Here is a 26,080-nt window from a genome sequence, read left to right on the forward strand (position 1 = left end):
GCGCCGTGCGCGCCCGGTGCTGATCGCCGCCGCTTTCGTCGGCCTCCTGGCCGTCGCGGTGGTCCTGCTCCTCCTCCCGCGGTCTCCGGCCCCGGTCGATCCCGCACCCCCGCTCCCGGACGCCACGGCGCTGACGGTGGACGGGACGCCCGTGCCCTTCCGTGCCGTGAGCGTCTTCCTCGCCCGTGAACGGTCCGACGTCGTCGCGCAGGCGCAGGCCTCCGGGGCCGACGTCGCGGCGGCGGGGTTCTGGGACACCCCGATCCAGGGCACGACCCCCGCACGATCCCTGATCGACCGGGCCGAGGCATCCGTCGTCCGTCTGCAGGTCGAGTTGGATGCCGCGGAGCATGCGGGCGTGTCCGCGCCGCGCACCTACGCCGACCTGGTGCAGGCGTGGACGGCGGAGAACGACCGCCGTGCGGCGGCACTGCGTGCGGGGGAACCGGTGTACGGACCGCCGAGCCTGTCGGAGTCGGACTTCATCGACTACTTCCTCGGGGCCCTGCGGCAGGAGGTGTCCGAGGCGCTTGCGTCGGCGGGTGCGATCGACGGTTCCGCCACTGCCGTGCAGTCCTATCGGGGAGAGCACCCCGAGGCGGCGGCGGCCCCCGACGAGGCCGTGCGGCTCTCCGCCCTCGAGGAGCAGTACACGAGCCTCGTCGACGCCCGCGTCGCGGCGGCCGACGTCAGCCTCGCTCCGGCGCTGGGCGACCTCGCGCACGCTCCGTGCGTCGCGGCCGGAGCCTGCTGAGGGCGCGGTCGGCTGTTCGGTGTCCAGGACACGCGGAGCGGAAGCGCGCGGGTCCGCGTGTCCTGGACACTCAACGGGATGCCGCGGCCCGCGGCCGCGTCGCGCGGACGCCGGGGCCGCGTCACGTGGGCGCCGGGGCCGCGTCGCGCGGACGCCGAGGCCCCAAGGGAGAGCGCTAGCGCACGACCCGGGCGACGGCGAACGTGAACGGGGGGACGGTCCACCGTGCGCCGTCGACCCGCGAGACGCGCGGAGCGGCCGGGGCGGGGGCGAACGGGCGGCCCTCACCGGGGTCGGCGGTGAGGCTCGTGATCTCGAGGGCCGACACCGCGTGACCGGACGCGAGCGTGGCGGTGAGCGGGACGGCGGCATCCGTCGCGTTCACGATCTTCAGCCACGTCGTGCCGTCGCGGTCGTCGACCACGGCGGAGGCGCTGAAGCGCTCCTCGGGCCTGCCGTCGTGCGCGATGTCGTGCACGACGTCGCCGTCGAGGAGGCAGACGACGTGTTTCCCGCCGCCCTCGACCCGGATCTCCACGTCGTACGTGCGGCCGGCGTCGAAGCGGGAGGGGAGCGGCTCGGTCCACTCGTCCGACAGGCCGTCGCTGACCTCGCACAGCACGAGGAAGCGGTTCTCCCACGTGCCGAACCGCCATTCGAAGTGATCGGGTCCGTCCACGTCGCCGAACGCGACGAGGAAGCCGTCGCGCCCGTCCTCCTCGAGGCGCACCCGCGCGCGCACCGTGTAGTCCGTGCCCCGGGCTCCGAGCGGGAGGCGCACGTCGCGCTCGCCGCGGTGGAGCCCGGTCTGCTGCCGGTGGCCGCCGGCATCCAGGGACGCGTGCTCGACCGTGAGCGTGCCGGACTCGGCCCGGAGACGGATGCCGATGCGCCCGGTGCGCGGGCGCTCCCAGGCCGGAGCGTTCTCGACGAGCACGGGAAGCGCGCGCGTGCCCGGGGCGTGGGCGTGCAGGGCCTGCACGTGGTAGTTGAGCGTGAGCATGACCTCGGTGTCGTCGAAGTACACGAGGTCGGGGGTCCACTGCGTGTGGTCGACGCGGGCGAGGAGCGGCGCGTAGGACGCGAGCCGCACGACGTCGCCGTTGCGCTCCATCCCCATCATGGAGGCGGCCTCCGCGAGGGCGCACAGCATCGTGTTGCCGCGCGAGCCGTACTCGCCGACGTAGACCCGCGGCCCCGAGCGGTCGTAGGCGTCGAAGCGGTCGAGGTGCTCGAAGTACCACTTCGGCGCCTTGTACGAGTGCTCGTCGACGATGTCGACCGCGAGTTCGCGGGCCAGCTCCCAGCCGCGGTCGTAGTCGGATCCGGCGGGGAAGGGCCCGGCCGTCCCGATCACCACGATGTCGGGGGCGGCGGCCCGCACGGCCTCGAGCAGTCGCGCGAACCGCTCGGCGAAGGCATCCGTGATCTCGTCCTCGTTGCCGACGCCGAGGTAGCGCAGGCCGAACGGTGCGGGATGGCCGGCGGCGGCGCGGCGTGCGCCCCACGGGCTGTCGACGGGGCCGTTGGCGTACTCGATGAGGTCGAGGACGTCGCGGACGTAGTCGTCCATCTCGGCGTCGGTGAAGCCGGCCTGGCCGCCGGGGGAGTTCTGGCAGCACACGCCGGCCGCGACCACCGGGAGCGGCTCGGCGCCGAGCTGCTCGCAGAAGCGGAAGTACTCGAAGAAGCCCAGTCCCATCGACTGGTGGTAGCCCCAGATGTTGCGGTCGCCGACGCGCTCCTCGACCGGACCGACGGTGTGCTTCCAGCGGTACAGGTTGTCGAGGCCGAAGCCGTGCGCGACACAGCCGCCGGGAAACCGCACGAATCGCGGGCGCAGGTCGGCGATCGTGCGCGCGAGGTCGTCGCGCAGCCCGTTCGCCTCGCCGCGGAACGTCGCGGTCGGCATCAGCGACACCCACCAGACCTCACAGGATCCGGATGCCACGTGCAGCCGTACCCGTCCGTGGGCGGCGTCGCGTCGCGGGACGAGCACGGCGTCGGTGTCGCCCGTGACGGGCGCCTCAGCCACGGCTTCGCCGGCGTCGTCGAGGAGCGCGACGCGGACGTCGGCGCCGGGGGAGGCGGTCGCCCGCACCGTGAGGGCGTAGGCGGCTCCGGCGGTGAGCGGCAGAGCGACAAAGCCCGTGTTCTCCAGCGTGGCGGGAGCGGTGAGCCGCACCCGGTGTCCGCCGCTCGCGCGCGCGTCGCCCACTTCGACGGCTCCGTCGGTCGTCCATCCGGTGAGCGGATGCCACTCCGGATCGTCGCGGGGGCCGAACGAGAAGTCGCGATTGCGCACGAGTTCGGCGTACAGCCCGCCGTCGGCGGAGCCGTTGATGTCCTCGAAGAACACCCCCCACATGTCGGGGTTGATCGCGACGCCCGGCGCGACGTCGTCGATGTGGACGGTGGTCTCGGTCACGACGGGTCCTCCGTCTCGAGGAGGCGCTCGGCCTCGGAGCGCGTGATCGGAAGGACGGAGCCGTGGCGGGCACCCTCGGGGAGCCCGGCGTCGGGGACGTGTTCCCAGCGCCCGCTCGCCGGATCGTCGCTGCGGAAGAGCTGGCATCCGCGTTTCTCGAACTCGTCGAGGAGCAGGAAGAGGGCCGAGCCGTCGAGGGCGGGGAACGGTGCGGGACCCTCGGCGCGCTCGAGTTCGGGACGGCCGAGGTCGCGGCGGACGACGACGAAGGCGGAATCGTCGATGGCGTCGCCGACCTCCTGCGAGACGAAGCGCCACTTCTCGTCGGGGACGTCGGTCAGGGAGTCGGCCGAGAAGCGGTGGAGCCGGCCGCCGAACTCGGCGAAGGTCACGTCGATCACGTCGTGGCCGGGATCGAGGAAGGTCCGCGGGGCGGAGAACTCGCGGAAATCCGACGTCTCGACGGAGAGCACCCGCTGGTGCCGCTCCCGCGACCTCGAGTCACCCTCGGGGTACAGCGCGGACGCGAAGAACAGGGTCCACCCGCCGCGGTCCGCTCGCCAGAACGCCTTGGGGGCCCAGGCGTTGCCGGCGTCGGCGGGGGCGATGGTCGCGAGGTGCGGGGGAGTCCAGCGCACCAGGTCGTCACTGGACCACACCACGATCGAGCGGCTTCCGTGCCGCACCGCGCGGTCCCACGCGCCGCCCTCACCGCCGGTCGCCGCGCGGCCCTCTGCATCGTCCGCCGCCGCGTGCAGGTCGGTCGCGAGCAGGTGCACGCGCCCGGTCCGGGGGTCGCGGGTCAGGAACGGATCGCGCACGCCGCCCTCGCCCACCGTCGACCGCAGCACCGGAGCGCCGGCATGCAGCGGTGTCCACCCTTTCGCGGTGGCGTCGTGGCTGACGGCGAAGCGCACCTGCTCGGCGTCGGCGTCGCTGCCGTTGACGAAGTAGGCGAACAGGTACCGGTCGAACTCCATTGATCCCTCCGCGCCCACTGTATCGATACAAATGGCTGGCGACAATCCCGATGCTGTGGGATGCCTGCGGTTCGCTGTAACGTTATAGAGAGCGCTCCCCTGAGCGCGGGAAGGCGGCCAGGGTGGTCACGATCCGAGACATCGCCCATGCGGCCGGCGTCTCTCCGATGACGGTGTCGAACGTGCTCAACAAGCGCCCGCACGTCGCGGATGCGACGCGCGAGAAGGTGCTCGAGGCCATCGACCGCCTCGACTACCGGGTGAACGTCGCGGCGCGGAACCTCCGCCGCGGCCGCACCCACACGATCGGCCTCGCGGTCCCCGAGATCGACCGCCCCTACTACGGCCAGCTGGCCGCGGCGGTGATCGCCGAGGGGGCCCGACACGACCTCCACGTCGTCATCGAACAGACCGGTCGTGAGCGCGAGAGCGAGTTGAACGCTCTGGCGCTGTCGCGCGTGCGCATGTACGACGGTCTGATCCTCAGCGCGGTCGGCCTCGGCGGCGAGGACCGCGATCTTCTGCGCGTCGACTTCCCCGTCGTGATCCTGGGCGAGCGCATCTTCCAGGGCCCCGTCGACCACGTCGCGATGTCGAACGTCGACGGCGCCCGCGCGGCCGTCGCCCATCTCATCGAGCGCGGCGCACGGCGCATCGCGGTGCTGCATGGACCGCTCCCCGAGAACGGCGACGTCGACGTGTCCACGCTGCGGCACGCCGGATACCGGCAGGCGCTCGAGGATGCCGGCATCCCGTACGACCCGAAGCTCACGGTGGCCCTCGACGAGTTCACGCCGCGCCGCGGCGCCGAGGCCGTGACATCCCTCGTCGCCGACGGCATCGAGTTCGACGGCGTGTTCTGCGTCACGGACTACGTCGCGCTCGGCGTGCTGCGCGGCCTCGCGGACGCGGGCCGGCGGGTGCCCGACGACGTCAAGGTGATCGGCTTCGACGACGTCGAGTTCAGCCGTCACCTCGTGCCGTCGCTGTCGTCGGTCGACCCCGATCACGAGCTCATGGCGCGCACCGCGGTCGACCTCCTCATCGCTCGCATCGCGGACGACGCGCACGAGGCGGTCGAGGTGCTGAGCCCGTTCCGCGTGGTCGCGCGCGAGTCCACCGGCTGACCCGGCGCGCGGCGCTCCCTCGAACCTCCTGAAGGCGCGAATCGCGGCGACGCCCCGGAACCCGACGGCTCCGGGGCGTTCGCGCCGCGTTCAGCCCTTGACGCTGCCGTTGACGAGGCCGCTGACGATCTGCCGCTGCGCGAAGACGAAGAACACGACCATGGGGATCAGCACGATCACGGTGAGGGTCATGAACACCGGCCAGTTCGTGGTGAACTCGCCGACCGCCGTGTAGACCTGCAGCACGAGCGTCTGCTTCTGCGGCGAGTTGATGAAGACGTTCGGGGTGATGAAGTCGTTCCACACCCACATCGTCTGGAACACGCCCACGGTCACGAGGATCGGCCGGATGAGCGGCAGCGCGATCGACCAGTACACGCGGAACGGGCCCGCGCCGTCGATGCGGGCCGCTTCGAACAGCTCCGTCGGGAGGCTGCGCATGTACCCGATGATCAGGAAATAGCAGAAGATCGATCCGCAGGCGTACATCACGACCAGGCCGTTGAGCGAGTCGACCAGCTCGACGCCCGCGAGCATGCGGTACAGCGGGACGAGCGTCGCCTGGCCGGGTACGACGAACGCGATGACGAGGATCACGCCGACGATGCTCGCGAGGCGCCCGCGGCCGATCAGGACGCCGAACGCGGCCATCGAACCGATGAGCAGCATGATCGCGATCGACAGGACGGTGACGTACAGCGTGTTGAGGAAGCTCTGCAGCACGGGGATGTCGCGGAACACCTCGATGTAGTTGTCGAGGTACAGCGATGTCGGCAGGGCGAGCGGCTGCGCGGCCGTCTCGGGCTGCGTCTTCAGCGTGTTGACGACGATGTAGTAGAACGGCAGCGCCACGAGGCACGCGAGGGGCACCAGGAAGACGCTGAGCAGGATGCCACGGCTCGATTTCATGAGTAGCGCTCCTCGATGCGACGGGACAGGACGAGCTGCAGGGCGATCACGGCCCCGACGGCGAGCAGGAACAGCACGCTGAGGGCCGACGCCTTGCCGATGTCGGACTGGGCGATGCCGTTCTCGATGATCGACTGGGTGAGCGTGCGGGTCGCGAAACCGGGGCCGCCGTGCGTCAGCGTGAAGGGGAGGTCGAAGACCTTGAGCCCGCCGGTCAGCAGCAGCAGCTGGCTGACCGTGATCGCGGGGGTGAGCAGGGGGAGGGTGAGGCTGCGGAACTCCTGCCACGGGGAGGCGCCGTCGAGCTTGGACGCCTCGAAGATGTCGGACGGGATGCTCTGCAGGTACGCGAGGTACAGCATCGCGTGCCAGCCGGTCTGCGCCCACACGGCGACGAGGATGACGCTGATCTGGGCGAGCGTCTCGTCGGCGAGCCACGGGATCGGAGCGACGCCGATCGCGCCGAGCACCGAGTTGATGACACCCGATCCGAGCGGGCTGAGGATGAACGTCCACACCAGACCCAGGACCGCGACGCTGGGAACGGCGGGGAAGAAGAACACGGAGCGGACGAACGCGCGGCCGACGAAGCGCCGATTGAGGGCCATGGCCAGGGGGATGGCGAACACCGTCACCAGCAGCGTGGTGAGGATCGCGTAGGCGAGCGTGAACCCGAGCGCGGACAGCATCGAGGAGTCGCGGAAGATCCGCAGGTAGTTGTCGAAGCCGACGAGCTTCACGTCGGGGCTGTAGCCGTTGTAGTCCGTGAAGCTGTAGTACAGCGACTGCCCGAGCGGGATCAGGTACAGCACCACGAACACCACGAGGATCGGCAGCACGAACCACGCGGCGGCGAAGCCGTCCCGCCGTCGTCGGAGACGCGGGATCGCGCGAGGGGCCGTCCTTGTCGGTTCGACGAGGATCGGGCGTCGTGTCGTGGCGACGTCGGCCATGACGTCTTCCTTCCTGGAGGAGTGGACCGGAGCGAGAAGGGGCGGGGATGCCATGGCATCCCCGCCCCGTCCGTCACTTGGTGGAGGCGAGCTTGTCGTCCATTCCCTGCGCGAACTGCGCCGGGGTGATCTTGCCCGAGATGGTCTGCTGAAGCAGAGCCACCGACTCGCTCGTCATGACGTCGGCGTGGTCGGGCCAGTTGACGGCGGGCAGGTAGATCTTGCCGTCGCGGACGGCCGGGGCCATCTCGCTGAGCGACGGGTCGAGCTGCGGCGTGAAGTCCTTCGTCGTGGTGATCGACTGGGTCTCCTTCTGGTACAGCTCCACGCCTTCCTTGCTCTGCAGGAACTGCACGAACTTGTCGGCACCCTCGGGGTTCTTCGCCTTTGCGTTGATGGCGTAGCCGGGGGAGACGGCGCCGCACCAGTACAGGTCGCCCTTCGGGTTCGGGACGGCGAGGTACTCGAGGTTGAGGTTCGGGGCGGCCTTCTTGATGTTGCCGAGTGCCCACGAGCCGGTGCCGATCATCGCGACCTGGCCCTGCTCGAACGCCTGGAGCACCTGGTCGCCGGTGAGGCCGGCGGCGGAGCGGGGCTCGATGCCCTTCTCGAAGAGCTGGTTCCAGGTGGTGAGGGGCTGGGTCCAGGTGTCGGCGAAGGTGGTCTTGCCGTCCCAGATGTCCTGGTCCATCGCGTTGTCCATGGAGGCGTTCTCGACGCCGAGGAGGGCGGACAGCGTCACGGGGATGCCGTCGGAGGCCTCGTAGAACGCGGTGACGCCGGAGTCCTTCAGCTTCGTGCCGAGGTCGAGAAACTGATCCCACGTGGCGGGCGGCGTGGTGTACCCGACTTTGGCGAGCATGTCCTTGTTGATCAGGATGCCGCCACCCCACGACGCGATCGCGGCGCCGTAGACCTTGCCGTTGCTGCTGTAGGTCTGCTGGGCGGCGTCGGAGATGTTCGAGATCCAGGACTCGCCGCTGAGGTCTTTCGCGAAGCCGCCGTCCATGAGCTGGTGCTTGTTCTCGGCGGTGATGATGAACACGTCGGGGCCGGTGTTCGAGCCGAGCTGCGTCTGGAGCTTCTGGACGTAGTCCGTGACGGGCGGGGCGTACGAGGCGTTCACCGTCAGCCCGGGGTTCTCCTTCTCGAACTGGTCGATGAGGGGCTGCATCGTGTCCTGGGTGTCCCAGGACAGGAACGTCACGGTCTGGGAATCGGTGCCGCCTCCGGCGCCGCCGGAGCATCCGGTCAGCGCGGCCGCGGCGAGTCCGACGACGGTCAGTGCGACGGCGGTCCGAGTCGTGCGACGGTGCGCGACCGAGGACGGGGTGGGGAGCATCATTGCTTTCTCTTTCTTCTCAGGTGTCGAGGGTTTCGGGTACGAGGGACGAGGTCAAGCGGATGGCGTGCGAGCCGGGTTCCACCGGAACGAGATCGCCGACCGCCGAGTAGCGCAGCGGGTCGATGACGATCTCGCGCCGGTAGCCGTCGCCGTCGGGCACGGCGAAGCGGTGATAGGCGATGACCCACTCGTCGGTGCCGGGGAGGCGCAGAATCGAGTGGTGGCCGGTCGCGTAGATGCCGGCATCCGGTCGCTGTTTCGAGGAGGACGCCGCGGTCCTGCCAGGGCCCGTGGGGTCCCGGGCCGTCGGCCCAGCGCACGCGGTAGGACGGATCGCGGGTGTCGTTCTCCGACCAGGTCAGGAAATACCGGTCGCCGCGGCGGTGCAGGTGCGCCGCCTCGCGGAAGGTCGGGTGCTCCCACGACGACACGGTCTCGGGGTCGATGGCCAGCATGTCGTCGCTGAGTCGGGCGACGTGGGCGACGGTGTTCCCCCAGACGAGGTACGCCGTGCCGTCGTCGTCGACGAACACCGAGGGGTCGATCGCGCGGCCCGGGTACGCGCCGCGGGCGACGAGGGGGCGACCCGAGTCGACGAAAGGGCCGCGCGGGGTGGGGGCACTGGCGACGCCGATGTTGTCGTCGGCCGTGAAGTAGAAGAAGAACCGTCCGTCGCGCTCGGCGGCCGACGGTGCCCACGCGAAGCGATCGGCCCACGCGACGTCTTCGCCGAGGCGCAGGATGACGCCGTCGTCGTCCCACTGCGCGAGGTCGGTCGAGGACAGGACGCGGAAGCTGGATGCCGCCCACTCGGGGGAGCCGTCGGTGGTCGGATACAGGAAGAACCTGCCATCGAAGTGCGAGAGGGAGGGATCCGCGAAGAATCTCCGACCGCGCTGCTCTGCGCTCACAATGCCTCCATGGCTTCTCCCCGTTTATCGATACAAACGGCGACGTCCTGTATCGTTACACGACTCGCGCCGCAATGCAAGCGGAGAGGCGTTGCGTGTTTTCTCGGAGGGTCGGATCTCGTCGCCGCGCGCGGGGCGTGCGAGGGCCGGAGGTCGACCCTTCGCCCGGGTGGCTCTTGACCTTCCGGGCGGCTTTGCCTATCGTTCATCGAACCGGTTCGACACGCACCGGCCCTTTCCCACTCGACGATGAGGAAGAGAGTCCATGCCCTCCGTTTCACGGATCTCCCCCCGCAGATCCCTCGCGGCAGTCACGGCAGGTCTTGCCGCCGCTGCCCTGTCCCTCGGTCAACCCGCGCTGGCCGCACCGGCGTCGGCCGCCACCCCCGACGACGTCGCCGGCCACGTCATCCTCGACTACGACTTCGACGGCGCCACCGGCGTCGACGCGGTCGTGACGGACACGTCCGGCAAGGGCCGCGACGGGGTGCTGACCAACCCCGGCTCCGCGCAGCTCGTCGACGGCCCGCGAGGCACCGGTCACGCGCTCGAGCTCTCCGGCGGTGCGGCCGGGTCGAGCACGGCGCCTTACATCACCGTCCCGAAGGGCCTGTTCCAGGGGCTCTCGTCCACGACGATCTCCTCGTGGGTGAAGTGGAACGGTGGCGACGCCTTCCAGTGGCTCTACACGCTGGGCAAGGACAAGGACAGCGCGACGTTCTACACGCCCCGCTTCGCGGGCGACGACAAGGCCCGCTCCAGCGTCAAGCCGACGTCCCAGGGCGAGGTCGGCGCGTCGGGTTCGGCGGCTCTCCCCGCCGGCGAGTGGCACCTCGTCACCACCACGATCGACGGCTCCACGCTCATCTCCTACCTCGACGGGCTCGAGGTGAGCCGCACGAACGTCGGCGTCGACGTCGCCACGGCGCTCTACGGTGCCGGTTCGCCGAATTCCGGATACATCGGCCAGCCGTTCTGGACCGGCGTGCACCCGTTCTTCGCGGGGGCCATCGACGACTTCCAGGTCTACGACACCGCGCTGACGGCCGAGCAGGTCCGCTCCCTCGCGGGCGACTCGGCGCCGACGGTGACCGAGGTGCTGCAGACGTCGACCGAGGTTCGGACGGACGTCGGTGTGGCGCCGCAGCTGCCGGGCGTGTCCGCGCGGTTCAGCGACGGCCAGGAACGGCTCGCGCCCGTGACGTGGGCCGACGTGCCCGCCTCGGCATACGCTCACCGCGGCGTCTTCACGGTCGAGGGCACGGTCGACGGCACCGACACGACGGTGACGGCCACCGTGCGGGTGACGACTCCGAACGAGTTCTCGGTGGACGTCGGAGACCGCACCGGCGCGTTCATGGGCGGTGCCTCCGGCACGCTGTACGGCCTCTACGGCCCCGGCCTCCCGTCGAACAACCTCATCGACGGCATCCAGCTCCGCACGGTGTCGACGAAGGCCCAGGACGGCCCCCAGCACCCGGGAGCCGACGCGCTGGAAGTCGTGAAGCCGCTCGCGGACTCGTCCAACGGCGACGTCTACATCTACATGACCGACATCAACCGCGGGTTCCCCTACGAGGTGCCCGGCGCCAACGGCACCGAGAAGGAGACCTGGTACTTCGACGCGATGGCGAAGCAGGTCGACCAGGTGTTGCAGCTCCCGGCGGAGTACCAGAAGCGGATCGTCTTCGTGCCGTTCAACGAGCCCGAGGGCAACATGTACGGCAACGGGGCCCAATCGTTCTGGGGGCAGAGCTGGCTCGACGACCCCGACCGCTTCTTCAGCGCTTGGGACCGCGCGTACCGGATGATCAAGGAGAAGATGCCGGACGCGCGCATCGGCGGACCCAACACGAGCATCCTCTACGACCAGGACTACGGATTCCTGCAGCACGCGATCGCGAACGACACCGTCCCGCAGGCCTTCACGTGGCACGAGCTCAGCAACCCCGCCACGATCCGCGATTCCGTCGCGCGTTACCGCGGGTGGGAGGACGAGCTCTTCGCGGGGACGAAGTGGGAAGGCACGCACCTCCCCGTCAACGTGAACGAGTACGCGTTCAACTACCACACGTCGGTGCCGGCCCAGATGATCCAGTGGATCTCGGCCATCGAGGACTCCAAGATCGATGCCGACATCGCGTACTGGAACATCGACGGAAACCTCAGCGACTCGGCCGTCCAGTCCAACCGGGGCAACGGTCAGTGGTGGCTGCTGAATGCGTACGGGAACATGACCGGCGACACCGTGACGGTGCACCCGCCGCAGCCCGGCCAGAGCTACACGCTGCAGGGTGTCGCGACCGTGGATGACGCGAACCAGAAGGTGCACGCGCTGCTCGGGGGGAGCTCGGGGAACCAGAGCGTGTACTTCGATCGGCTCCCGGACTACCTCGGTTCGTCGGCTCATGTGCAGGTGCGCGACATCCGGTGGACGGGTCAGATCGGCGACTCGGGAGAACCCCAGACGATCGCGGAATTCGACGCACCCGTCAGCGGCGGGTCGCTCGGTCTGCAGTTCGGACAGGGCGGACTCCCGCAGCTCGGCACGGACTCGGCCTACGAGATCATCGTGACCCCGGGAACGGACACGACGAGCCCCGCGCAGTCGCCCGTCTCCTGGCGCGGGACCTACGAGGCCGAGAACGCGCGGTTCACGGGCGCGGCTCCGGAGATCAACGGCCCCGAGGGTACGCCGAGCAACGTGTCGGGCTTCTACACGTCGGGTACGAAGGACGTCGGTGGCATCCGCGGGGGATCGAACCTCCAGATCAACTTCGACGTCGACGTGCCCGCGGCCGGGCCCTACGACCTGAGCGTGCTGGCCAGCGCCTTCAACAAGGAGCAGCTCAACGAGGCCCAGGGCCCCGTGAACATGTTCGTCACCGTCAACGGCGGTGCCGAGCAGGAGATCTACGCGGAGCTCGGATACAAGTGGGTCGTCTGGAACCACATCGACACCACGGTCGATCTGCAGGCGGGGAAGAACACGATCACCATCGCCGCGAAGAGCCTCGACGGATCGAAGCAGACGGTGGGCACCGCCATCATCGACAAGATCGACCTCACCACGGCGAACCCGGGGTACGTGCCGATCTACGAGGCGGAGAACGCCGTGCTCCACGGCACGACCGCCGCGTACGACCGGGCGGGCGTCTCGGGGTCGGGCTACGTTCCCGTCGCGGCCGGCCAGTCCGCCACGTTCTGGGTCTACGGCAAGGACGACGCAGAGAAGTCCCTCGAGGTGAAGACGCTCGGCGGCGGAACGGCGACCCTTCGCGTGAACGGTGTGGACCTGGCATCCGTGTCCGACACGGTGACGGTTCCGGCGTTCCTCGTCGGCGGGATCAACAAGGTGGAGATCGTCGGTCAGTCCGGCGCGCTGGCGGTCGATCGTGTCGCGGTCGGTGCGTCCGAGAACGTCCTGGCCTCCCAGACGATCGAGGCCGAGTCGGGAACGCTCGCGGGCACGGCCACGACGCAGAACCTGTCGCTGGCCAGCGGTGGGACGGCGGTCGTCGGCGTCGGCGGGGCGCCCGGCAACGGCAACACGCTGACGAACACCGTCACGGTGGCCGAAGCCGGGACGTACGCGATGACCGTGCGCTACTCCAACGAGGAGCAGTCGCCCGCGTCGCACTACAACCCCGACCCGGTGGCCCGTCGCGCCGACATCAGCGTGAACGGCGGCCCCGTGCAGAAGGTGCTGTTCCCGCAGAGCTACAACGCCAACCAGTTCTGGGAGCTGACGGTGGAGGTGCAGCTGCGGGCCGGGGAGAACACCATTCGGTTCGCCTCCGAGGAGCAGACCGACTTCCACGCGGACACCTACATCTCGCAGCGGTTCCCGACTCTCGGGCTCCGGTCGCAGTGGGCGCCGAACCTCGATCGCCTGACCTTCACCGCGCTGCACCCCGCCGCCGACGCGGGAACGCCGGGTGGCGGAACGCCGGGCGACGGCGGGGGCGCGGGGACGCCCGGTGGTGGAACGCCCGGGAACGGCGGTACCGCGGGAACGCCCGGTGGCGCGACCGCGGGCGTAGGCTCGACGGCCGAGTCGACCGCCGGCTCGCTCGCGGCGACGGGCGGCGCGTTCGCGGGACTCGGCGTGCTGCTCGCCGCGGCCGGTGCCGTGGCCGCGGGAGCCGGACTGGTCGCGCGGCGTCGCGCTCGCTCGATCGTGTAGCGCGTCGCCGTGGGAGGGAGGCCCCGAGGTCCGCGGACTTCGGGGCCTCTCGCCGTTCTCTGCGGGCGGGAGGTGCGCCCGCGCGGCGCGGCCCCGGGCCGCGAGACGGCATCCGCCCGACATCTCGGTTGCAGCGTGCTGCCGGGATGCCACGTGCGTGCAGTCTCGCGTATCGGGTGGGCCGCGCGGCGTCGGGGCGCCCGGCGGCGCGGTGACGGCGCCGCGTCGGCGCGCCCGCGCGCGGGTGCCGCGAGCGTCGCAAGAATGAACTGTGTTCGACGACAGATCGCTTGCTCCGCGCCGGGAACGGCGCTACGATGATCGAACCGGTTCGACGACGAAGGGAGGGCGATGATGCCGACGATCGGCGACGTGGCGAAGGCCGCGGGGGTCTCCCGCAGCACCGTCTCCTACGCCCTCTCCGGCAATCGCCCGATCTCGCGCGAGACGCGCGAGCGCATCGATGCCGCCATCGCCGAGCTCGGTTTCACCGTGAATGCGGGCGCGCGGGCCCTCGCGACGTCGCAGACGATGGTCCTCGCGCTGCTCCTGCAGTTCCACGAGGACGAGTTCCCGCCCGCCATGCTGCAGTACATCCTGGCGGTGTCGGAGGCGGCGCGGGAGCGCGGCTACGACATCCTGATGGTGACCGACAGCGACGGCGCGGGGGCGATCAAGCGCATCACGTCGTCGAACATGGTCGACGGTGTCGTGCTGCTCGACGTCACGCACGACGACCCGCGTCTCGACGCGCTGCGGGCCGCGCGCCAGCCCGGGGCCCTCGTCGGCCTGCCCCGCGACACCGAGGGCCTCGACGTCTTCGACCTCGACTTCGGCGAGGCCGCGCGCCTCATCGTCGACCACCTGTACGGGCTCGGCCACCACGAGATCGCGCTCGTCTCCCCTCCCCGTCACGTCTTCGAGCGCGGGGGAGCGTACGCCTGGCGGTTCCGGGATGCCGCGCTCGAGCGGGCGGCCCGCCATGGCATCCGCATTCACGCCCACTACGGCGAGTCGCAGCAGCCGGCCATCGAGCGCAGCCTGAACGCGATCCTCGACGCCCGCCGCGACGCCACGGCGCTCATCGTGCACAACGACGCGTCGATCGCGGCGCTCCCCGGAGTCCTGCGCGAGCGCGGGACCCAGGTGCCGCGCGATCTGTCCGTCGTCAGCCTCTATTCGAGGGACTTCGGTCGCACGTTCCTGCTGCCGTACACGGCGGTCGAGACTTCCCCCGACGGTCTGGGACGCAAGGCGGTCCAGCACCTTGTCCGGCGCATCGCGGATCCCGACTACGGACCCCCCGTGGTCGGGTTCATCGAGCCCGAACTGACCGACCGGGGGAGCACCGCCTGACGAGGCGGTAGACGCGCGCCCGTCTCGCCGCCCATCGTCGAACCGGTTCAACGCGTCGCTCGCACGACAACGCAGTCACATTTCAGAGAGGAAATACCAGTGAGCACGTTCATTACCCGTACCCGCGCTCTCGGAGCGCTCGCCGTCGGCGTCGTCGCCGTCGGCGCTCTCGCCGGATGCTCCGGTGGCAGCACCGGAGGGAGCACGGATGCCGCCGGCGGCACGTACACCTTCTGGGACCCGTACCCGCAGTACGACGCCTCGTCGGACTGGGCCAAGGTCATCGACAAATGCGCGACGGATGCCGGAGTCACGGTCGAACGCACCGGTTTCGACACCAGCGACCTGACGAGCAAGGCACTGCTCGCCGGCCAGCAGGGGAACTCGCCCGACATCCTGCTCATCGACAACCCGGCCGTCTCGACGCTCGTCGAAGCCGGTATCGTCACCGCGACCGACGAGAACGGCCTGCAGGTCGGCGATGTCTCGGAGAACATCCTCGGAGCCGGTGTCGTCGACGGCAAGACGTACGGCGTCCCCATCGGCGCCAACACCCTCGCGCTCTACTACAACCCGACGGTCCTGAGCGCCGCGGGCGTCGACCCCTCCTCGATCAAGGACTGGTCGACCCTCAACGCCGCGCTCGAGAAGGTCGTGGCATCCGGGAAGAAGGGGATCACGTTCTCGGGCATCGGCACCGAGGAGGGCAGCTTCCAGTTCCTGCCGTGGTTCTGGGGCGCCGGCGCCGACCTGACGAAGCTCGACTCCGCGCAGGCGGTCTCCGCCGTGCAGCTGTGGACCGACTGGGTGAAGAAGGGCTGGGCCCCGAACTCGGTCATCAACAACACCCAGACCACCAGCTGGCAGGAGTTCCAGACCGGCGACTTCGGCTTCGCCGAGAACGGCACGTGGCAGAAGGCCGGCGCCGCCAAGGCGGGCTACGAGGTCATCCCGATCCCCGGGGCCAAGGGTGGATCGGCTCCGGCGCCCACGGGCGGCGAGTTCCTCACCCTGCCGGTGCAGAAGGACTCGGCGCGCTACGCCGCCTCCGCCAAGATCGTCGAGTGCCTCACCAGCACCGCGAACGTGGTCGGCACCGACAACACGCTGAACTACATCGCCGCGACCCCCGAGGCGCAGAAGGAGCAGCTCGCGCAGGACGCGACGCTGAAGCCGTGGGTCGAGGCCGTCGGCGCCGCGAAGGCGCGCACGGGCGACAACCTCGGCGTGAAGTACCCGGTCATCTCGGAGCAGCTGTGGACCGCCGTGCAGAACTCGCTCACCGGCGCCCAGTCGCCGCAGGACGCTCTGACCGCCGCGCAGCAGGCCGCCTCGAGCAAGTAATCGCATCCATCGAAAGGGGTACGCCGTCATGACCGCGACGCAGATCGCTGCTTCGACGGGCACCGGCGACACCGGGAGGGCGGCGGAGGGATCCGCCGTCCTCCCCGGCCCCGGTCGTCGTCCGCGGCGCCGGGGGCAGTGGGCGGCGTGGGGGTTCCTCGCCCCCGTCGTCCTCTACCTGATCGTCTTCTACGCCTATCCGCTCATCCGCAACCTCGACCTGAGCCTGCGCGACTACACCGTCCGCTCGTTCATCGACGGCAACGCCCCGTTCGTGTGGTTCGCGAACTACGTCACGATCTTCCAGGACCCGACGTTCTGGCCGGCGCTGGGGAACACCGCGACCTTCACGCTTGTCTCCATCGCCTTCCAGTACTCGATCGGCATGGCGCTGGCGGTGTTCTTCTTCCAGCGCTTCCCGCTGTCGTCGACGCTGCGGGCGCTGTTCCTCGTCCCGTGGCTGCTGCCGCTGCTGGTGTCGGCATCCGCGTGGTCCTGGATGCTGAACTCCGACTCGGGTGTCGTCAACGCGGCCCTCAGCGCCATCGGTCTCGCGCCCGTGAACTGGCTGACGTCGCCGCAGTGGGCCCTCGTCTCGGTGCTCATCGCGAACATCTGGATCGGGGTCCCGTTCAACCTCGTCATCCTCTACAGCGGACTGCAGAACATCTCGAGCGACATCTACGAGGCCGCCTCGATCGACGGGGCGAACGCGTGGCAGAAGTTCTGGCGCATCACGTTCCCGCTGCTGCGCCCGGTCTCCGCGATCACGATCCTGCTGGGGCTCGTGTACACGCTGAAGGTGTTCGACATCATCTGGATCATGACCCGGGGAGGACCGGGGTCGAGCTCCACCACCTTCGCCATCTGGTCGTACCGGCTCGGCTTCGGCTCCGCGCTCCCCGACCTGAGCCCCGCGGCGGCCGTGGGGAACCTGCTCATCGTGATCGCGCTCGTCTTCGGGCTGATCTACATCCGCGCCCAGCGCCGTCTGGAGGTCTGATGACCCGCCGACCGTGGTGGATCACCGCCATCGGGGTGATCCTGACCGGGATCATGCTGTTCCCGATCTATTGGATGATCAACGTCTCGCTCACGCCCCAGAGCGACATGCGCAAGTCGCCGCCGGACCTCTTCCCCCTCGCGCCGACGTTCGAGGGATACGAGAAGGTGCTCTCGGACCAGCTGCCTTACCTCGGCACGAGCTTCGTGATCGGCGTGGGCACGGTGGTCCTCACCCTCGTCCTGTCGGCCCCCGCGGCCTACGCGCTCGCGAAGCTGCGCCCGCGCGGGGGCAACGCCCTGAGCTTCGCGCTGCTCATCGCCCAGATGATCCCCGGGATCATCATGGCGATGGGGTTCTACGCGATCTACCTCAACGCGGGGATCCTCAACTCGGTGCCCGGGCTGATCCTCGCCGACTCGACGTTGGCGGTCCCGTTCGGCGTGCTGATCTTCACCGCGTTCATGCGGGGGATCCCCGACGAACTGCTCGCCGCGGCGCGCATCGACGGCGCCGGCACCTGGCGCACGTTCCGCTCGATCGTGCTGCCGGTGAGCCGCAACTCGATCGTGACCGTCTCGCTGTTCGCGTTCCTGTGGTCGTGGTCCGACTTCATCTTCGCCTCGACCCTGAACAGCGCCGGAAAGCTGCAGCCCATCACCATCGGCATCTACCGCTACATCGGCAACAACAACCAGGAGTGGAACGCGATCATGGCGACCGCCGTGGTGGCATCCATTCCCGCCGCCGTCCTGCTGATCCTGGCGCAGAGATACGTCGCGGCCGGCGTGACCGCCGGCGCCGTCAAGGACTGACCCCTCCTCCGAAAGGCCCCTCGTTGTCTTCACCGTCGCTCCCCACGTTCGACGTCCGCGAAATCCCCTTCAGCTATCGCGGCTCGTGGCTGGATCTCTCTCCCGTCGTGGGCCTGCACCGTCACGCCGACGACGTCCACCTCGTCTCGCACGTGAACGGCATGCACGCGGTGCTGAGCCTCGTCCCCACGATCGGGGGTCGGAGAGTGGATGCCACGACCCGAGGCGACGCGGCGTCGCTGACCTGGTCGGTCGGTGGCGAAGCCGTGGCCGAGGCGGTGTTCGCCGCCACGGACGTGGTGCGGATCGCGGGCGGCGGGGCGGACCTCACGCTCGCGGACGCGGCCGAGGAGCTGACCCCGTTCACCGGGTCGTACTTCTTCCGCGACCCGTTCGACGGCGCCCACGTGTTCACGTCGTACGAGACGGGGCGCCGGTACCGGCTGACGGTGCTGTCGGGCGAGGTGTCGGTCGTGGGGGCCGAGGCACTGGGGCAGAGCGCGCGTGCCCTGACGATCGGCGGCCGCGACGGGTGGGAGATCGCGATCGAGCAGATCGAGTCGGCCGCCCCCGCGTACGTCGCCATCGAGTCGTTCGCCGACATCCGGGCCCGCGTCGCGACGGAGTTCGGCGACTATCTCGACGCGATCGCCGGGTGGCGCACCGAGGAGACGCCCGCCGTCGCGCGCGCGGCCTACGTCCTGTGGTCGGCGACCGTGGCACCGGCCGGGTTCGTGCGGCGCGAGTCGGTGCTGATGTCGAAGCACTGGATGGACAAGGTGTGGAGCTGGGACCACACGTTCAACGCCCTCGCCCTCGCCCCGGGACTCCCGCACGCGGCCCTGGACCAGTTCCTCGCGCCGTTCGATCACCAGGATGCCGCGGGCGCGATGCCCGACTCCGTCACGCATTCCGAGGTGCTGTACAACTACGTCAAGCCGCCGATCCACGGCTGGGCGCTCGCCAAGCTCCGCGAGCGGCTCGCGCGGCCGCTCACCGGGGAGGAGCTCCGCACGGTCTACGACCACCTGTCGCGCTGGTCGCGCTTCTGGCTCGACTTCCGCACGGCCCCGGGTCACACGCTGCCCTACTACCAGCACGGCAACGACAGCGGGTGGGACAACTCCACCACGTTCGACCACGATCGCGTCATCGAATCGCCCGACCTCGCGGCGTTCCTCACGGTGCAGCTCGACGTGCTGGCCGACCTCGCCGACGAACTCGGCGTGGACGAGGGGCCGGCGTGGCGCGAGGTGCGGGATCGCGTCGAGCGGGCGCTCCTCGCCGAACTGCGCGACGCCGACGGCTTCTTCGCCGTCGGGGCCCTCAGCGGGATCGTGAGCAAGCGCACGAGCCTGCTGAACCTGCTGCCGGTTCTCGCGTCGGACCGCTTCCCCGCCGAGGTGTCGAATCGTCTCGCCGGGCAGATCGCGGCGCACCTGACGGAGTGGGGACCCGCGACGCAACTCGTCGACACCCCCGAGTACGAGGACGACGGCTACTGGCGCGGCCCGATCTGGGCGCCGTCGACGATGCTCATCGAGGAGGGCCTGCGGCGCGGCGGTCACATCGAGCTCGCCGACACCGTCAACGCCCGATTCCGCGCCCTGTGCGAGCGGTCGGGCTTCGCCGAGAACTTCGACGCGCGGAGCGGTGCCGGACTGCGCGACCGGGCGTACACCTGGACCGCGAGCGTCTACCTGGTGTTCGCGCACGAGCACACGCGACGTGTCGCGGACCGCTCCGCCGCGCTCGAGGCATCCGCGTGACCCCGGTCGTCACGCACTTCGCGATCGACGGGACGCGGCTCGTCTGGCGCGGCGACGGCGAGACGGTCGTCGTCGAACCGTGGGGACGGGACAGCGTGCGCGTGCGGGCGCGGCTCATGCAGGACGTCGTCGACCACGACTGGGCGCTCCTCGAGCCGCCCGCGATCGTGCCCGACATCACGATCGACGGGACGCGCGCGACCCTGACCAACGGGCGGCTGACCGTGGTGGCGACGTCCTCGACCGGGAGGTCGCTGCAGACCGGGTACGACCGCAACGCGTGCCACCTCGCCTTCTTCGACGCCGACGGACGGCTCCTGTTCGAGGAACGCGATCCCGGCGGCTCGTTGGCCCTGATCGCGCGCGAGCACCGGTCCGATCCCGGGCGGCGACGTGCGGCTGACGGCGTCGTTCGACACCGCCCCCGACGAGCACCTGTACGGCATGGGGCAGTACCAGCAGGACGTGCTCGACCTGAAGGGCTGCACCTTCGAACTCGCGCACCGCAACTCGCAGTCGAGCGTGCCGTTCGTGCTGTCCAGCCGCGGGTACGGATTCCTGTGGCACAACCCCGCGATCGGGGAGGCGTCCTTCGCGCTGAACGGCACGCGCTGGTCGGCGGAGGCCACCGACCAGCTGGACTACTGGGTCACCGCCGGGGAGAGCCCGCGCGACATCGTCCGCGCCTACGCCGACGCGACCGGCCACGCCCCGATGATTCCCGAGCGGGGCCTGGGGTTCTGGCAGTGCAAGCTGCGCTACTGGAACCAGGAGCAGCTGCTGGAGGTCGCGCGCGAGCACAAGCGGCGGGGATGGCCGATGGATGTCATCGTCGCCGATTTCTTCCACTGGCCCAAGATGGGCGACTTCCGCTTCGAGGAGGAGTTCTGGCCGGACCCGGCCGCGATGGTGCGCGAGCTCGACGAGCTCGGCATCGAGCTCATGGTGTCGGTGTGGCCGCAGGTGTCGCTCGACTCCGAGAACTACCCGCGGATGAAGAAGGAGAACCTGCTCGTCCGCGCCGAGCGGGGCCTCGACGTGCACATGGCGTTCGAGGGGCCGAGTGCTTTCCTGGATGCCACGAACCCCCGCACGCGCGCGTTCGTGTGGGACCGCATCCGCGCGAACTACGGGGTTCATGGCATCCGCACCTTCTGGCTCGACGAAGCCGAGCCGGAGTACGGCGTGTACGACTACGACAACTTCCGCTACCACCTCGGGTCGGTGCTGAAGGTCGGGAACCTCTACCCGCAGCACTACGCGCGTCTGGTCGCCGAGGGGCAGTGGGGCGACGGCGAGAGCCAGGTCGTCAACCTCCTGCGCACCGCGTGGGCGGGGAGCCAGCGCTACGGCGCGCTCGTGTGGTCGGGCGACATCGCGTCGACCTTCGAGGCGCTGCGCGCGCAGGTGACGGCGGGAATCCACATGGGGGTCGCCGGCATCCCGTGGTTCACGACGGACATCGGCGGCTTCCACCACGGCGACCCCGACGACGAGGGGTTCCGCGAGCTGCTCGTGCGGTGGTTCCAGTTCGGCGCCTTCTGCCCCGTGATGCGGCTGCACGGCGACCGGCTGCCCACGACGCCCGTGCGCGCCGCCGACGGGTCGCATCGTTCGCCGACCGGCGGCCCCAACGAGGTGTGGAGCTACGGCGACGCCGTCACCCCGATCCTCGAGCGGTACCTGTTCGCGCGCGAGGCGCTCCGGCCCTACACGCGCGACGTCATGCGGGACGCGCACGAGGACGGCCAGCCGGTGCTCCGCGGACTCTTCCACGAGTTCCCGGACGACGCCCGCTGCTGGGCCGTGAAGGACCAGTACCTGTTCGGCCCCGATCTGCTCGTCGCCCCGGTCGTGACCGCCGGTGCGAGCTCGCGTCGCGTCGTGCTGCCGGCCGGGGCGGAGTGGACCGACCTGTGGAGCGGCGAGGTGTTCGCCGGCGGCGGCGAGGTGGAGGTGGACGCCCCGCTCGACCGCATCCCGGTGTTCGTGCGGGACGGTGCCGCGCCCGAGGTGGTCGCCGCGCTGCGGGCCGCGCTGGGGGTCACGCCGGCGAGCCCTCCCTCATAAACGCGATCCACGCGCAGAAACGCGCTGGCCCCGCGTTTCTGCGCGTGGATCGCGTTTATCGGTGCTGCGCCGACACGAGCGGGGGCCCGGATGCCATGGCATCCGGGCCCCCGTCGAACGGGCGGCTCAGCCGAGGAGCGGGACGGCCCCCACGAGCACGCCGACGGCGAGCATCACGAGAGAGACGATCGTCGCTCGCCACAGCACCTTCTTGTGGTGGTCGCCGAGGTTGACGCCGGCGAGCGAGACGAGCAGCAGGATCGCGGGCACCAGCGGGCTCTGCAGGTGGACCGGCTGGCCGGTGATCGACGCGCGGGCCATCTCGACCGGAGTGATGCCGTAGTTCGCGGCGCTCTCGGCGAGCACGGGCAGGATGCCGAAGTAGAACGCGTCGTTCGACATGAAGAACGTGAACGGGATCGAGAGCACACCGGTGATGACGGCGAGGAACGGTCCGAGCGACGACGGGATGACCTGGGTGATCCAGTCGGCCATCGCGGTGACCATCCCGGTGCCGTTCAGCACCCCGACCAGAACGCCTGCGGCGAGGACCATCGAGACGACACCGACGATGCTCGGGGCGTGGGCGACGATCTCGTCCGCCTGTCCGCGCAGCTTCGGGAAGTTGACGATGAGCGCGAGGGCCGCGCCGACCATGAACACGAACGCCAGCGGGAAGAGGTCGAGCACGAGCAGCACCATCACGGCGATCGTGAGAGCGAGGTTGAACCAGATGAGCTTCGGGCGGAGCGTCGCGCGGTTGGGGTCGAGCATCGTGTCGGCCATCGCGGTGTCGGCCGCTTCGACGAGCTCGGGGGCGGCGACCGCGCCCCGCCCACCGCGGACGGTCACGATGTTGCCGGTGCGCAGCGACGCGAGCGCGCCGGGCTTCGACTCGGCGCCGCGGAACAGCTTCGGCGCACCCAGGCGGCCGAATCCGCCGGGGCCGTCGAGCTTCGAGGTGTCCACCGAGCCGGCGAGGCGCTTGCGCTCCGAGAGGCCCAGGAACCACGCGAACGCGAGCGCGACGACGAGACCGGCGAGCAGCGACGGGACCATCGGAACGAAGACGTCGGTCGGCTGCAGGCCGAGGGCCGTGGCCGCGCGGACCGTCGGGCCGCCCCACGGCACGATGTTCAGCGTGCCGTTCATCAGGCCTGCGACGCACGTGAGGACCACCGGGCTCATGCCCAGGCGCAGGTAGAGCGGCAGCATCGCCGAGGTCGTGATGATGAACGTCGTCGAGCCGTCTCCATCGAGCGACACCGCACCGGCGAGGATCGCCGTGCCGAGGACGATCTTGGCGGGGTCGTCGCCGAGGAAGCGCGTGATCACGCGGATCAGCGGATCGAACAGGCCGACGTCGATCATGATGCCGAAGTACATGATCGCGAACAGCAGCAGGGCGGCGGTGGGCGCCATCTTGCCGATCGCGTCGATCACCATGTCGCCGAGGCCGAAGCCCGCCCCGGCGATGAGACCGAAGACCGTGGGGACCACGATGAGCGCGACCATCGGCGTGAGTCGCCGCGTCATGATCAGCGCCATGAACGACAGCACCATGAGGAAGCCGAGCGCCACGAGCACGCCGTCCGCGGGCGTGTACGCCACGGCGTAGTCGTCGGCCGCGGCCGAGAGGATGTGGGGGGTCATCGCGACTCCTTCGTCGTGGATGCCGGCACGCTCCGCGCCGGGGAATGGGCCGAGGCTACGGATCGCGGTGCCCCCGCGCGCGCTTGCTCGCATTGAGCGGCGTTGTGCGCGTAGCGTGTGTTCTGCGCATTTCGCGCACGACGGCGTCCGGAGGTGTCATGCGATTCGCCACCCGGATGCTCCTCGTGCAGATCGCCACGATGGTGGCCGTCGTCGCCGTGTGCACCGCGGTGTTCGCGTGGCTCGGCATCCAACAGCTCCGTGCCGAAGCCGATTCGTCCGCGCTCAACATCGCCCGCTCCGTCGCCGAAGCACCCGAGGTCCGTGAGCTCGTCGCGGAGTATTCGGCCGACCCGGGGACTCCGGATGCCGCGTCCCTACGCGGCGGGACGCTCGAGCGCTACGCCTCCGACGTCACCGCGCGGACCGAGGGCCTGTTCGTCGTGATCACCGACGACCATGGCATCCGACTCGCCCATCCCGACCCCGACCGCCTCGGCGAGGTCGTGAGCACGAGCTTCGCCGACGCGCTCGCCGGACGCGAGGTCGTGACGTGGGAGACCGGGACGCTCGGCGAATCCGCGCGCGCCAAGGTGCCGGTGTACCCGCCCGGGGGAGGCGACCCGGTGGGCGAGGTGAGCGTGGGGTTCGAGCGCGCGAGCGTGTTCGACGACCTCCCCGCGCTGCTGATCGGCATCGGCATCGCGGTGGTCGTGGCCGTGGGGCTCGGCGTCGCGGTCGCGCTCCTCATGCGCCGACGCCTCGAACGGGTCACGCTCGGCGTGCAGCCCGAGGAGCTCGTCGCCCTCGTGCAGACCCAGACCGCCGTGCTGGAGAGCGCGGACGAGGGGGTCGTGGCCATCGACGACACGGGCGTGGTGCGCGTGTGCACGACCACGGCCGAGACGCTCCTCGGGGTGGCGGGCGCCGTCGGGCGCCGGCTCGACGACCTGGGCGTGCCGGCCGCGGTCGTCGCCGCGCTCGCCGGATCCGGAGCCCCGAACGGGATGCCGATCGGCGACCGCATCGTGTTCGTCGACGTCCGGCCGGTCCGGCGCGGGCCGCGGGCGCTCGGCCGCGTCGCCGTGCTCCGCGACCGCACCGACGTCGTCGCGCTCACGGACCGTCTCGACAGCGTCCGCGCGCTCGGCGACGCGCTGCGCGTGCAGCGCCACGAGAACGCCAACCGCGTGCACGCCGCCGTCGGGCTGCTCGACGCGGGACGCACCGCCGAGGCGCGGGAGTTCCTCGCCGACCTCGTGGACCGCGGCTCGGTCGACTGGGCCGTTCCCGGTCTCGACCTCGTCGGCGACGCGATGCTGCGTTCGTTCCTCGGCGCGAAGGGGCTTTCCGCGCGGGAGCGCGGGGTGGCGCTGCGGGTGAGCGACGACACGTGGCTGCCGTCGACCGTCGCCGACGTGGAGGACGTCGTCGCCGTGCTCGGCAACCTCGTCGACAACGCCGTGAGCGCCGCGGCATCCGGGGGCGAGCCCCGCGAGGTCGAGGTCGCCGTGCTCGGCGACGGCGCCGACGTGGTGCTCACGGTGGCCGACACCGGTGGCGGCATCGCCGACGTCGACGCCGCCTTCGCGCCGCGCGAGCGCACCGACGACCCCGCCGCCGTCCACGGCCTCGGCGTGGGGCTGCCGCTGTCGCGGGAGTTCGCCCGGCGGCGCGGGGGAGAGGTCTGGATCGTGGATGCCGGCGGGTCCGGCCGCGGCGCGGTGGTGGCGGCGCGACTGCCGGGCGTGCTGCATTCCGGAACGGAGCAGGAGAGATGACCGATATCCGCGTGCTCGTCGTCGACGACGACTTCCGGGTGGCGGGGCTCCACCGCGACACCGTCGACACGCGCCCGGGCTTCGCGGCCCTGGAACCCGCTCGCACCGTCGGCGAGGCCCGGGCGGCGGTCGCCGCGCACGCCCCCGACCTGGTGCTCGCCGACGTGTACCTGCCCGACGGTGACGGGATCGACCTCGTCCGGTCGCTCGGGCTCGACGCCTTCGTGCTGTCGGCGGCGACGGATGCCGCGACCGTGCGGCGCGCGTTCGCGGCCGGCGCGCTGGCGTTCCTCGTGAAGCCGTTCGACACGCGCGTCCTCGCCGAGCGCCTCGACCGCTACGCCCGGTACCGCAACCTGCTTGCGACGCCGCGGCCGCTGACGCAGGACGACGTCGACCGCGCCGCGGCGGTGATGCGGGGCGAGCGCGACGGAGCCTCGCTCGCCCGCTCGGCGACCGAGCAGACGATCCTCGCGGCGCTCGGCGGCGACGAGGCGTCGGCGACGGAGGTCGCGGAACGCATCGGCGTCTCGCGCGCGACCGCGCAGCGCCACCTGACGGCACTGGCCGAGCGGGGCCTGGTCACGGTGGGTCTTCGCTACGGCTCGACGGGCCGCCCCGAGCACCGCTTCCGGGTTTCTGGCGCGTGAGGGGTCAACTTTTGTCGCTTCCATCCCGTTGAAGCGACAGAAATTG

The 26,080-nt window shown here is 70.4% G+C and carries 18 protein-coding genes; 11 read left to right on the forward strand and 7 right to left on the reverse strand.

All coding sequences use genetic code 11. From position 1 onward, the window contains the following. Positions 1–16: 16 nt before the first annotated feature. Complete coding sequence (locus RKD05_RS09000; protein ID WP_424709498.1) at positions 17–754, forward strand: hypothetical protein; 738 nt, start codon at positions 17–19, stop codon at positions 752–754. Between the two features lie 175 nt (positions 755–929). Here the strand turns inward: RKD05_RS09000 and RKD05_RS09005 are convergent, their stop codons facing one another. Together RKD05_RS09005 and RKD05_RS09010 are read right to left on the reverse strand one after the other, a co-directional pair. After that, positions 930–3,182 carry an alpha-L-arabinofuranosidase C-terminal domain-containing protein gene (locus RKD05_RS09005; protein WP_424709499.1) on the reverse strand — a complete coding sequence of 751 codons (2,253 nt, stop codon included), beginning with the start codon at positions 3,180–3,182 and terminating at the stop codon, positions 930–932. Continuing rightward, on the reverse strand, positions 3,179–4,162 hold the full coding sequence (locus tag RKD05_RS09010) for a glycoside hydrolase family 43 protein (protein WP_424709500.1): 984 nt from the start codon (positions 4,160–4,162) through the stop codon (positions 3,179–3,181). Before RKD05_RS09010 ends, RKD05_RS09005 begins: the two co-directional genes overlap by 4 nt. A gap of 122 nt (positions 4,163–4,284) precedes the next feature. On the opposite strand from RKD05_RS09010, the gene RKD05_RS09015 reads away from it, so the two are divergent. Beyond that, positions 4,285–5,289 (forward strand): LacI family DNA-binding transcriptional regulator, encoded by a 1,005-nt coding sequence (locus tag RKD05_RS09015; RefSeq protein ID WP_424709501.1) that lies wholly within the window; start codon positions 4,285–4,287, stop codon positions 5,287–5,289. Between the two features lie 90 nt (positions 5,290–5,379). Here the strand turns inward: RKD05_RS09015 and RKD05_RS09020 are convergent, their stop codons facing one another. The 4 genes from RKD05_RS09020 to RKD05_RS09035 all read right to left on the reverse strand — a co-directional run bounded on the left by RKD05_RS09020 (position 5,380) and on the right by RKD05_RS09035 (position 9,407). After that, entirely contained in the window at positions 5,380–6,198 is an 819-nt protein-coding gene (locus RKD05_RS09020; RefSeq protein ID WP_424709502.1) for a carbohydrate ABC transporter permease, read from the reverse strand. Beyond that, entirely contained in the window at positions 6,195–7,151 is a 957-nt protein-coding gene (locus RKD05_RS09025; RefSeq protein ID WP_424709503.1) for a carbohydrate ABC transporter permease, read from the reverse strand. Before RKD05_RS09025 ends, RKD05_RS09020 begins: the two co-directional genes overlap by 4 nt. Positions 7,152–7,224: 73 nt before the next feature. Continuing rightward, on the reverse strand, positions 7,225–8,496 hold the full coding sequence (locus tag RKD05_RS09030) for an ABC transporter substrate-binding protein (protein WP_424709504.1): 1,272 nt from the start codon (positions 8,494–8,496) through the stop codon (positions 7,225–7,227). Next, a complete protein-coding gene (locus tag RKD05_RS09035) occupies positions 8,493–9,407 on the reverse strand; it encodes a family 43 glycosylhydrolase (RefSeq protein WP_424709505.1) in 915 nt (304 codons plus the stop codon). The genes RKD05_RS09030 and RKD05_RS09035 overlap by 4 nt, the downstream gene beginning before the upstream one ends. 265 nt (positions 9,408–9,672) lie before the next feature. Here RKD05_RS09035 and RKD05_RS09040 point away from each other — a divergent pair, with 265 nt between their 5' ends. The 7 genes from RKD05_RS09040 (at position 9,673) to RKD05_RS09070 (ending at position 21,950) form a co-directional block, all read left to right on the forward strand. Then, positions 9,673–13,593, forward strand: a complete 3,921-nt coding sequence (locus RKD05_RS09040; protein WP_424709506.1) for a LamG-like jellyroll fold domain-containing protein — start codon at positions 9,673–9,675, stop codon at positions 13,591–13,593. 351 nt (positions 13,594–13,944) lie between these two features. Continuing rightward, on the forward strand, positions 13,945–14,949 hold the full coding sequence (locus RKD05_RS09045) for a LacI family DNA-binding transcriptional regulator (protein ID WP_424709507.1): 1,005 nt from the start codon (positions 13,945–13,947) through the stop codon (positions 14,947–14,949). Between the two features lie 99 nt (positions 14,950–15,048). Continuing rightward, positions 15,049–16,293, forward strand: coding sequence for a sugar ABC transporter substrate-binding protein (locus RKD05_RS09050; protein WP_424709508.1), 1,245 nt, complete (start codon positions 15,049–15,051; stop codon positions 16,291–16,293). 28 nt (positions 16,294–16,321) lie between these two features. Beyond that, entirely contained in the window at positions 16,322–17,296 is a 975-nt protein-coding gene (locus RKD05_RS09055) for a carbohydrate ABC transporter permease (protein WP_424709509.1), read from the forward strand. Beyond that, positions 17,296–18,111, forward strand: a complete 816-nt coding sequence (locus RKD05_RS09060) for a carbohydrate ABC transporter permease (protein ID WP_424709511.1) — start codon at positions 17,296–17,298, stop codon at positions 18,109–18,111. Before RKD05_RS09055 ends, RKD05_RS09060 begins: the two co-directional genes overlap by 1 nt. A gap of 23 nt (positions 18,112–18,134) precedes the next feature. Then, complete coding sequence (locus tag RKD05_RS09065) at positions 18,135–19,880, forward strand: amylo-alpha-1,6-glucosidase (RefSeq protein ID WP_424709512.1); 1,746 nt, start codon at positions 18,135–18,137, stop codon at positions 19,878–19,880. A gap of 393 nt (positions 19,881–20,273) precedes the next feature. Continuing rightward, complete coding sequence (locus tag RKD05_RS09070; protein WP_424709514.1) at positions 20,274–21,950, forward strand: TIM-barrel domain-containing protein; 1,677 nt, start codon at positions 20,274–20,276, stop codon at positions 21,948–21,950. Positions 21,951–22,076: 126 nt separating this feature from the next. Here the strand turns inward: RKD05_RS09070 and RKD05_RS09075 are convergent, their stop codons facing one another. Continuing rightward, positions 22,077–23,603: a CitMHS family transporter gene (locus tag RKD05_RS09075; protein ID WP_424709515.1), complete on the reverse strand. Its 1,527-nt coding sequence runs from the start codon at positions 23,601–23,603 to the stop codon at positions 22,077–22,079. Between the two features lie 158 nt (positions 23,604–23,761). On the opposite strand from RKD05_RS09075, the gene RKD05_RS09080 reads away from it, so the two are divergent. Both RKD05_RS09080 and RKD05_RS09085 read left to right on the forward strand, forming a co-directional pair. Continuing rightward, positions 23,762–25,384, forward strand: coding sequence for an ATP-binding protein (locus RKD05_RS09080; RefSeq protein WP_424709517.1), 1,623 nt, complete (start codon positions 23,762–23,764; stop codon positions 25,382–25,384). Continuing rightward, the gene (locus RKD05_RS09085; RefSeq protein ID WP_424709519.1) at positions 25,381–26,034 is read left to right on the forward strand and encodes a response regulator; all 654 of its coding nucleotides are present in this window, start codon (positions 25,381–25,383) and stop codon (positions 26,032–26,034) included. Before RKD05_RS09080 ends, RKD05_RS09085 begins: the two co-directional genes overlap by 4 nt. Positions 26,035–26,080 lie beyond the last annotated feature (46 nt).

Source organism: Microbacterium sp. SLBN-111 (assembly GCF_049739645.1).
In the GTDB taxonomy this organism is placed as follows: domain Bacteria; phylum Actinomycetota; class Actinomycetes; order Actinomycetales; family Microbacteriaceae; genus Microbacterium.

Bases quoted from the DNA above. Each gene is read 5' to 3' on its own strand.
- RKD05_RS09085 (WP_424709519.1), top strand. From the start codon at position 25,381: ATGACCGATATCCGCGTGCTCGTCGTCGACGACGACTTCCGGGTGGCG.
- RKD05_RS09055 (WP_424709509.1), top strand. From the start codon at position 16,322: ATGACCGCGACGCAGATCGCTGCTTCGACGGGCACCGGCGACACCGGG.
- RKD05_RS09030 (WP_424709504.1), bottom strand. From the start codon at position 8,496: ATGATGCTCCCCACCCCGTCCTCGGTCGCGCACCGTCGCACGACTCGG.
- RKD05_RS09040 (WP_424709506.1), top strand. From the start codon at position 9,673: ATGCCCTCCGTTTCACGGATCTCCCCCCGCAGATCCCTCGCGGCAGTC.
- RKD05_RS09010 (WP_424709500.1), bottom strand. From the start codon at position 4,162: ATGGAGTTCGACCGGTACCTGTTCGCCTACTTCGTCAACGGCAGCGAC.
- RKD05_RS09045 (WP_424709507.1), top strand. From the start codon at position 13,945: ATGATGCCGACGATCGGCGACGTGGCGAAGGCCGCGGGGGTCTCCCGC.
- RKD05_RS09060 (WP_424709511.1), top strand. From the start codon at position 17,296: ATGACCCGCCGACCGTGGTGGATCACCGCCATCGGGGTGATCCTGACC.
- RKD05_RS09020 (WP_424709502.1), bottom strand. From the start codon at position 6,198: ATGAAATCGAGCCGTGGCATCCTGCTCAGCGTCTTCCTGGTGCCCCTC.
- RKD05_RS09080 (WP_424709517.1), top strand. From the start codon at position 23,762: ATGCGATTCGCCACCCGGATGCTCCTCGTGCAGATCGCCACGATGGTG.
- RKD05_RS09075 (WP_424709515.1), bottom strand. From the start codon at position 23,603: ATGACCCCCCACATCCTCTCGGCCGCGGCCGACGACTACGCCGTGGCG.
- RKD05_RS09025 (WP_424709503.1), bottom strand. From the start codon at position 7,151: ATGGCCGACGTCGCCACGACACGACGCCCGATCCTCGTCGAACCGACA.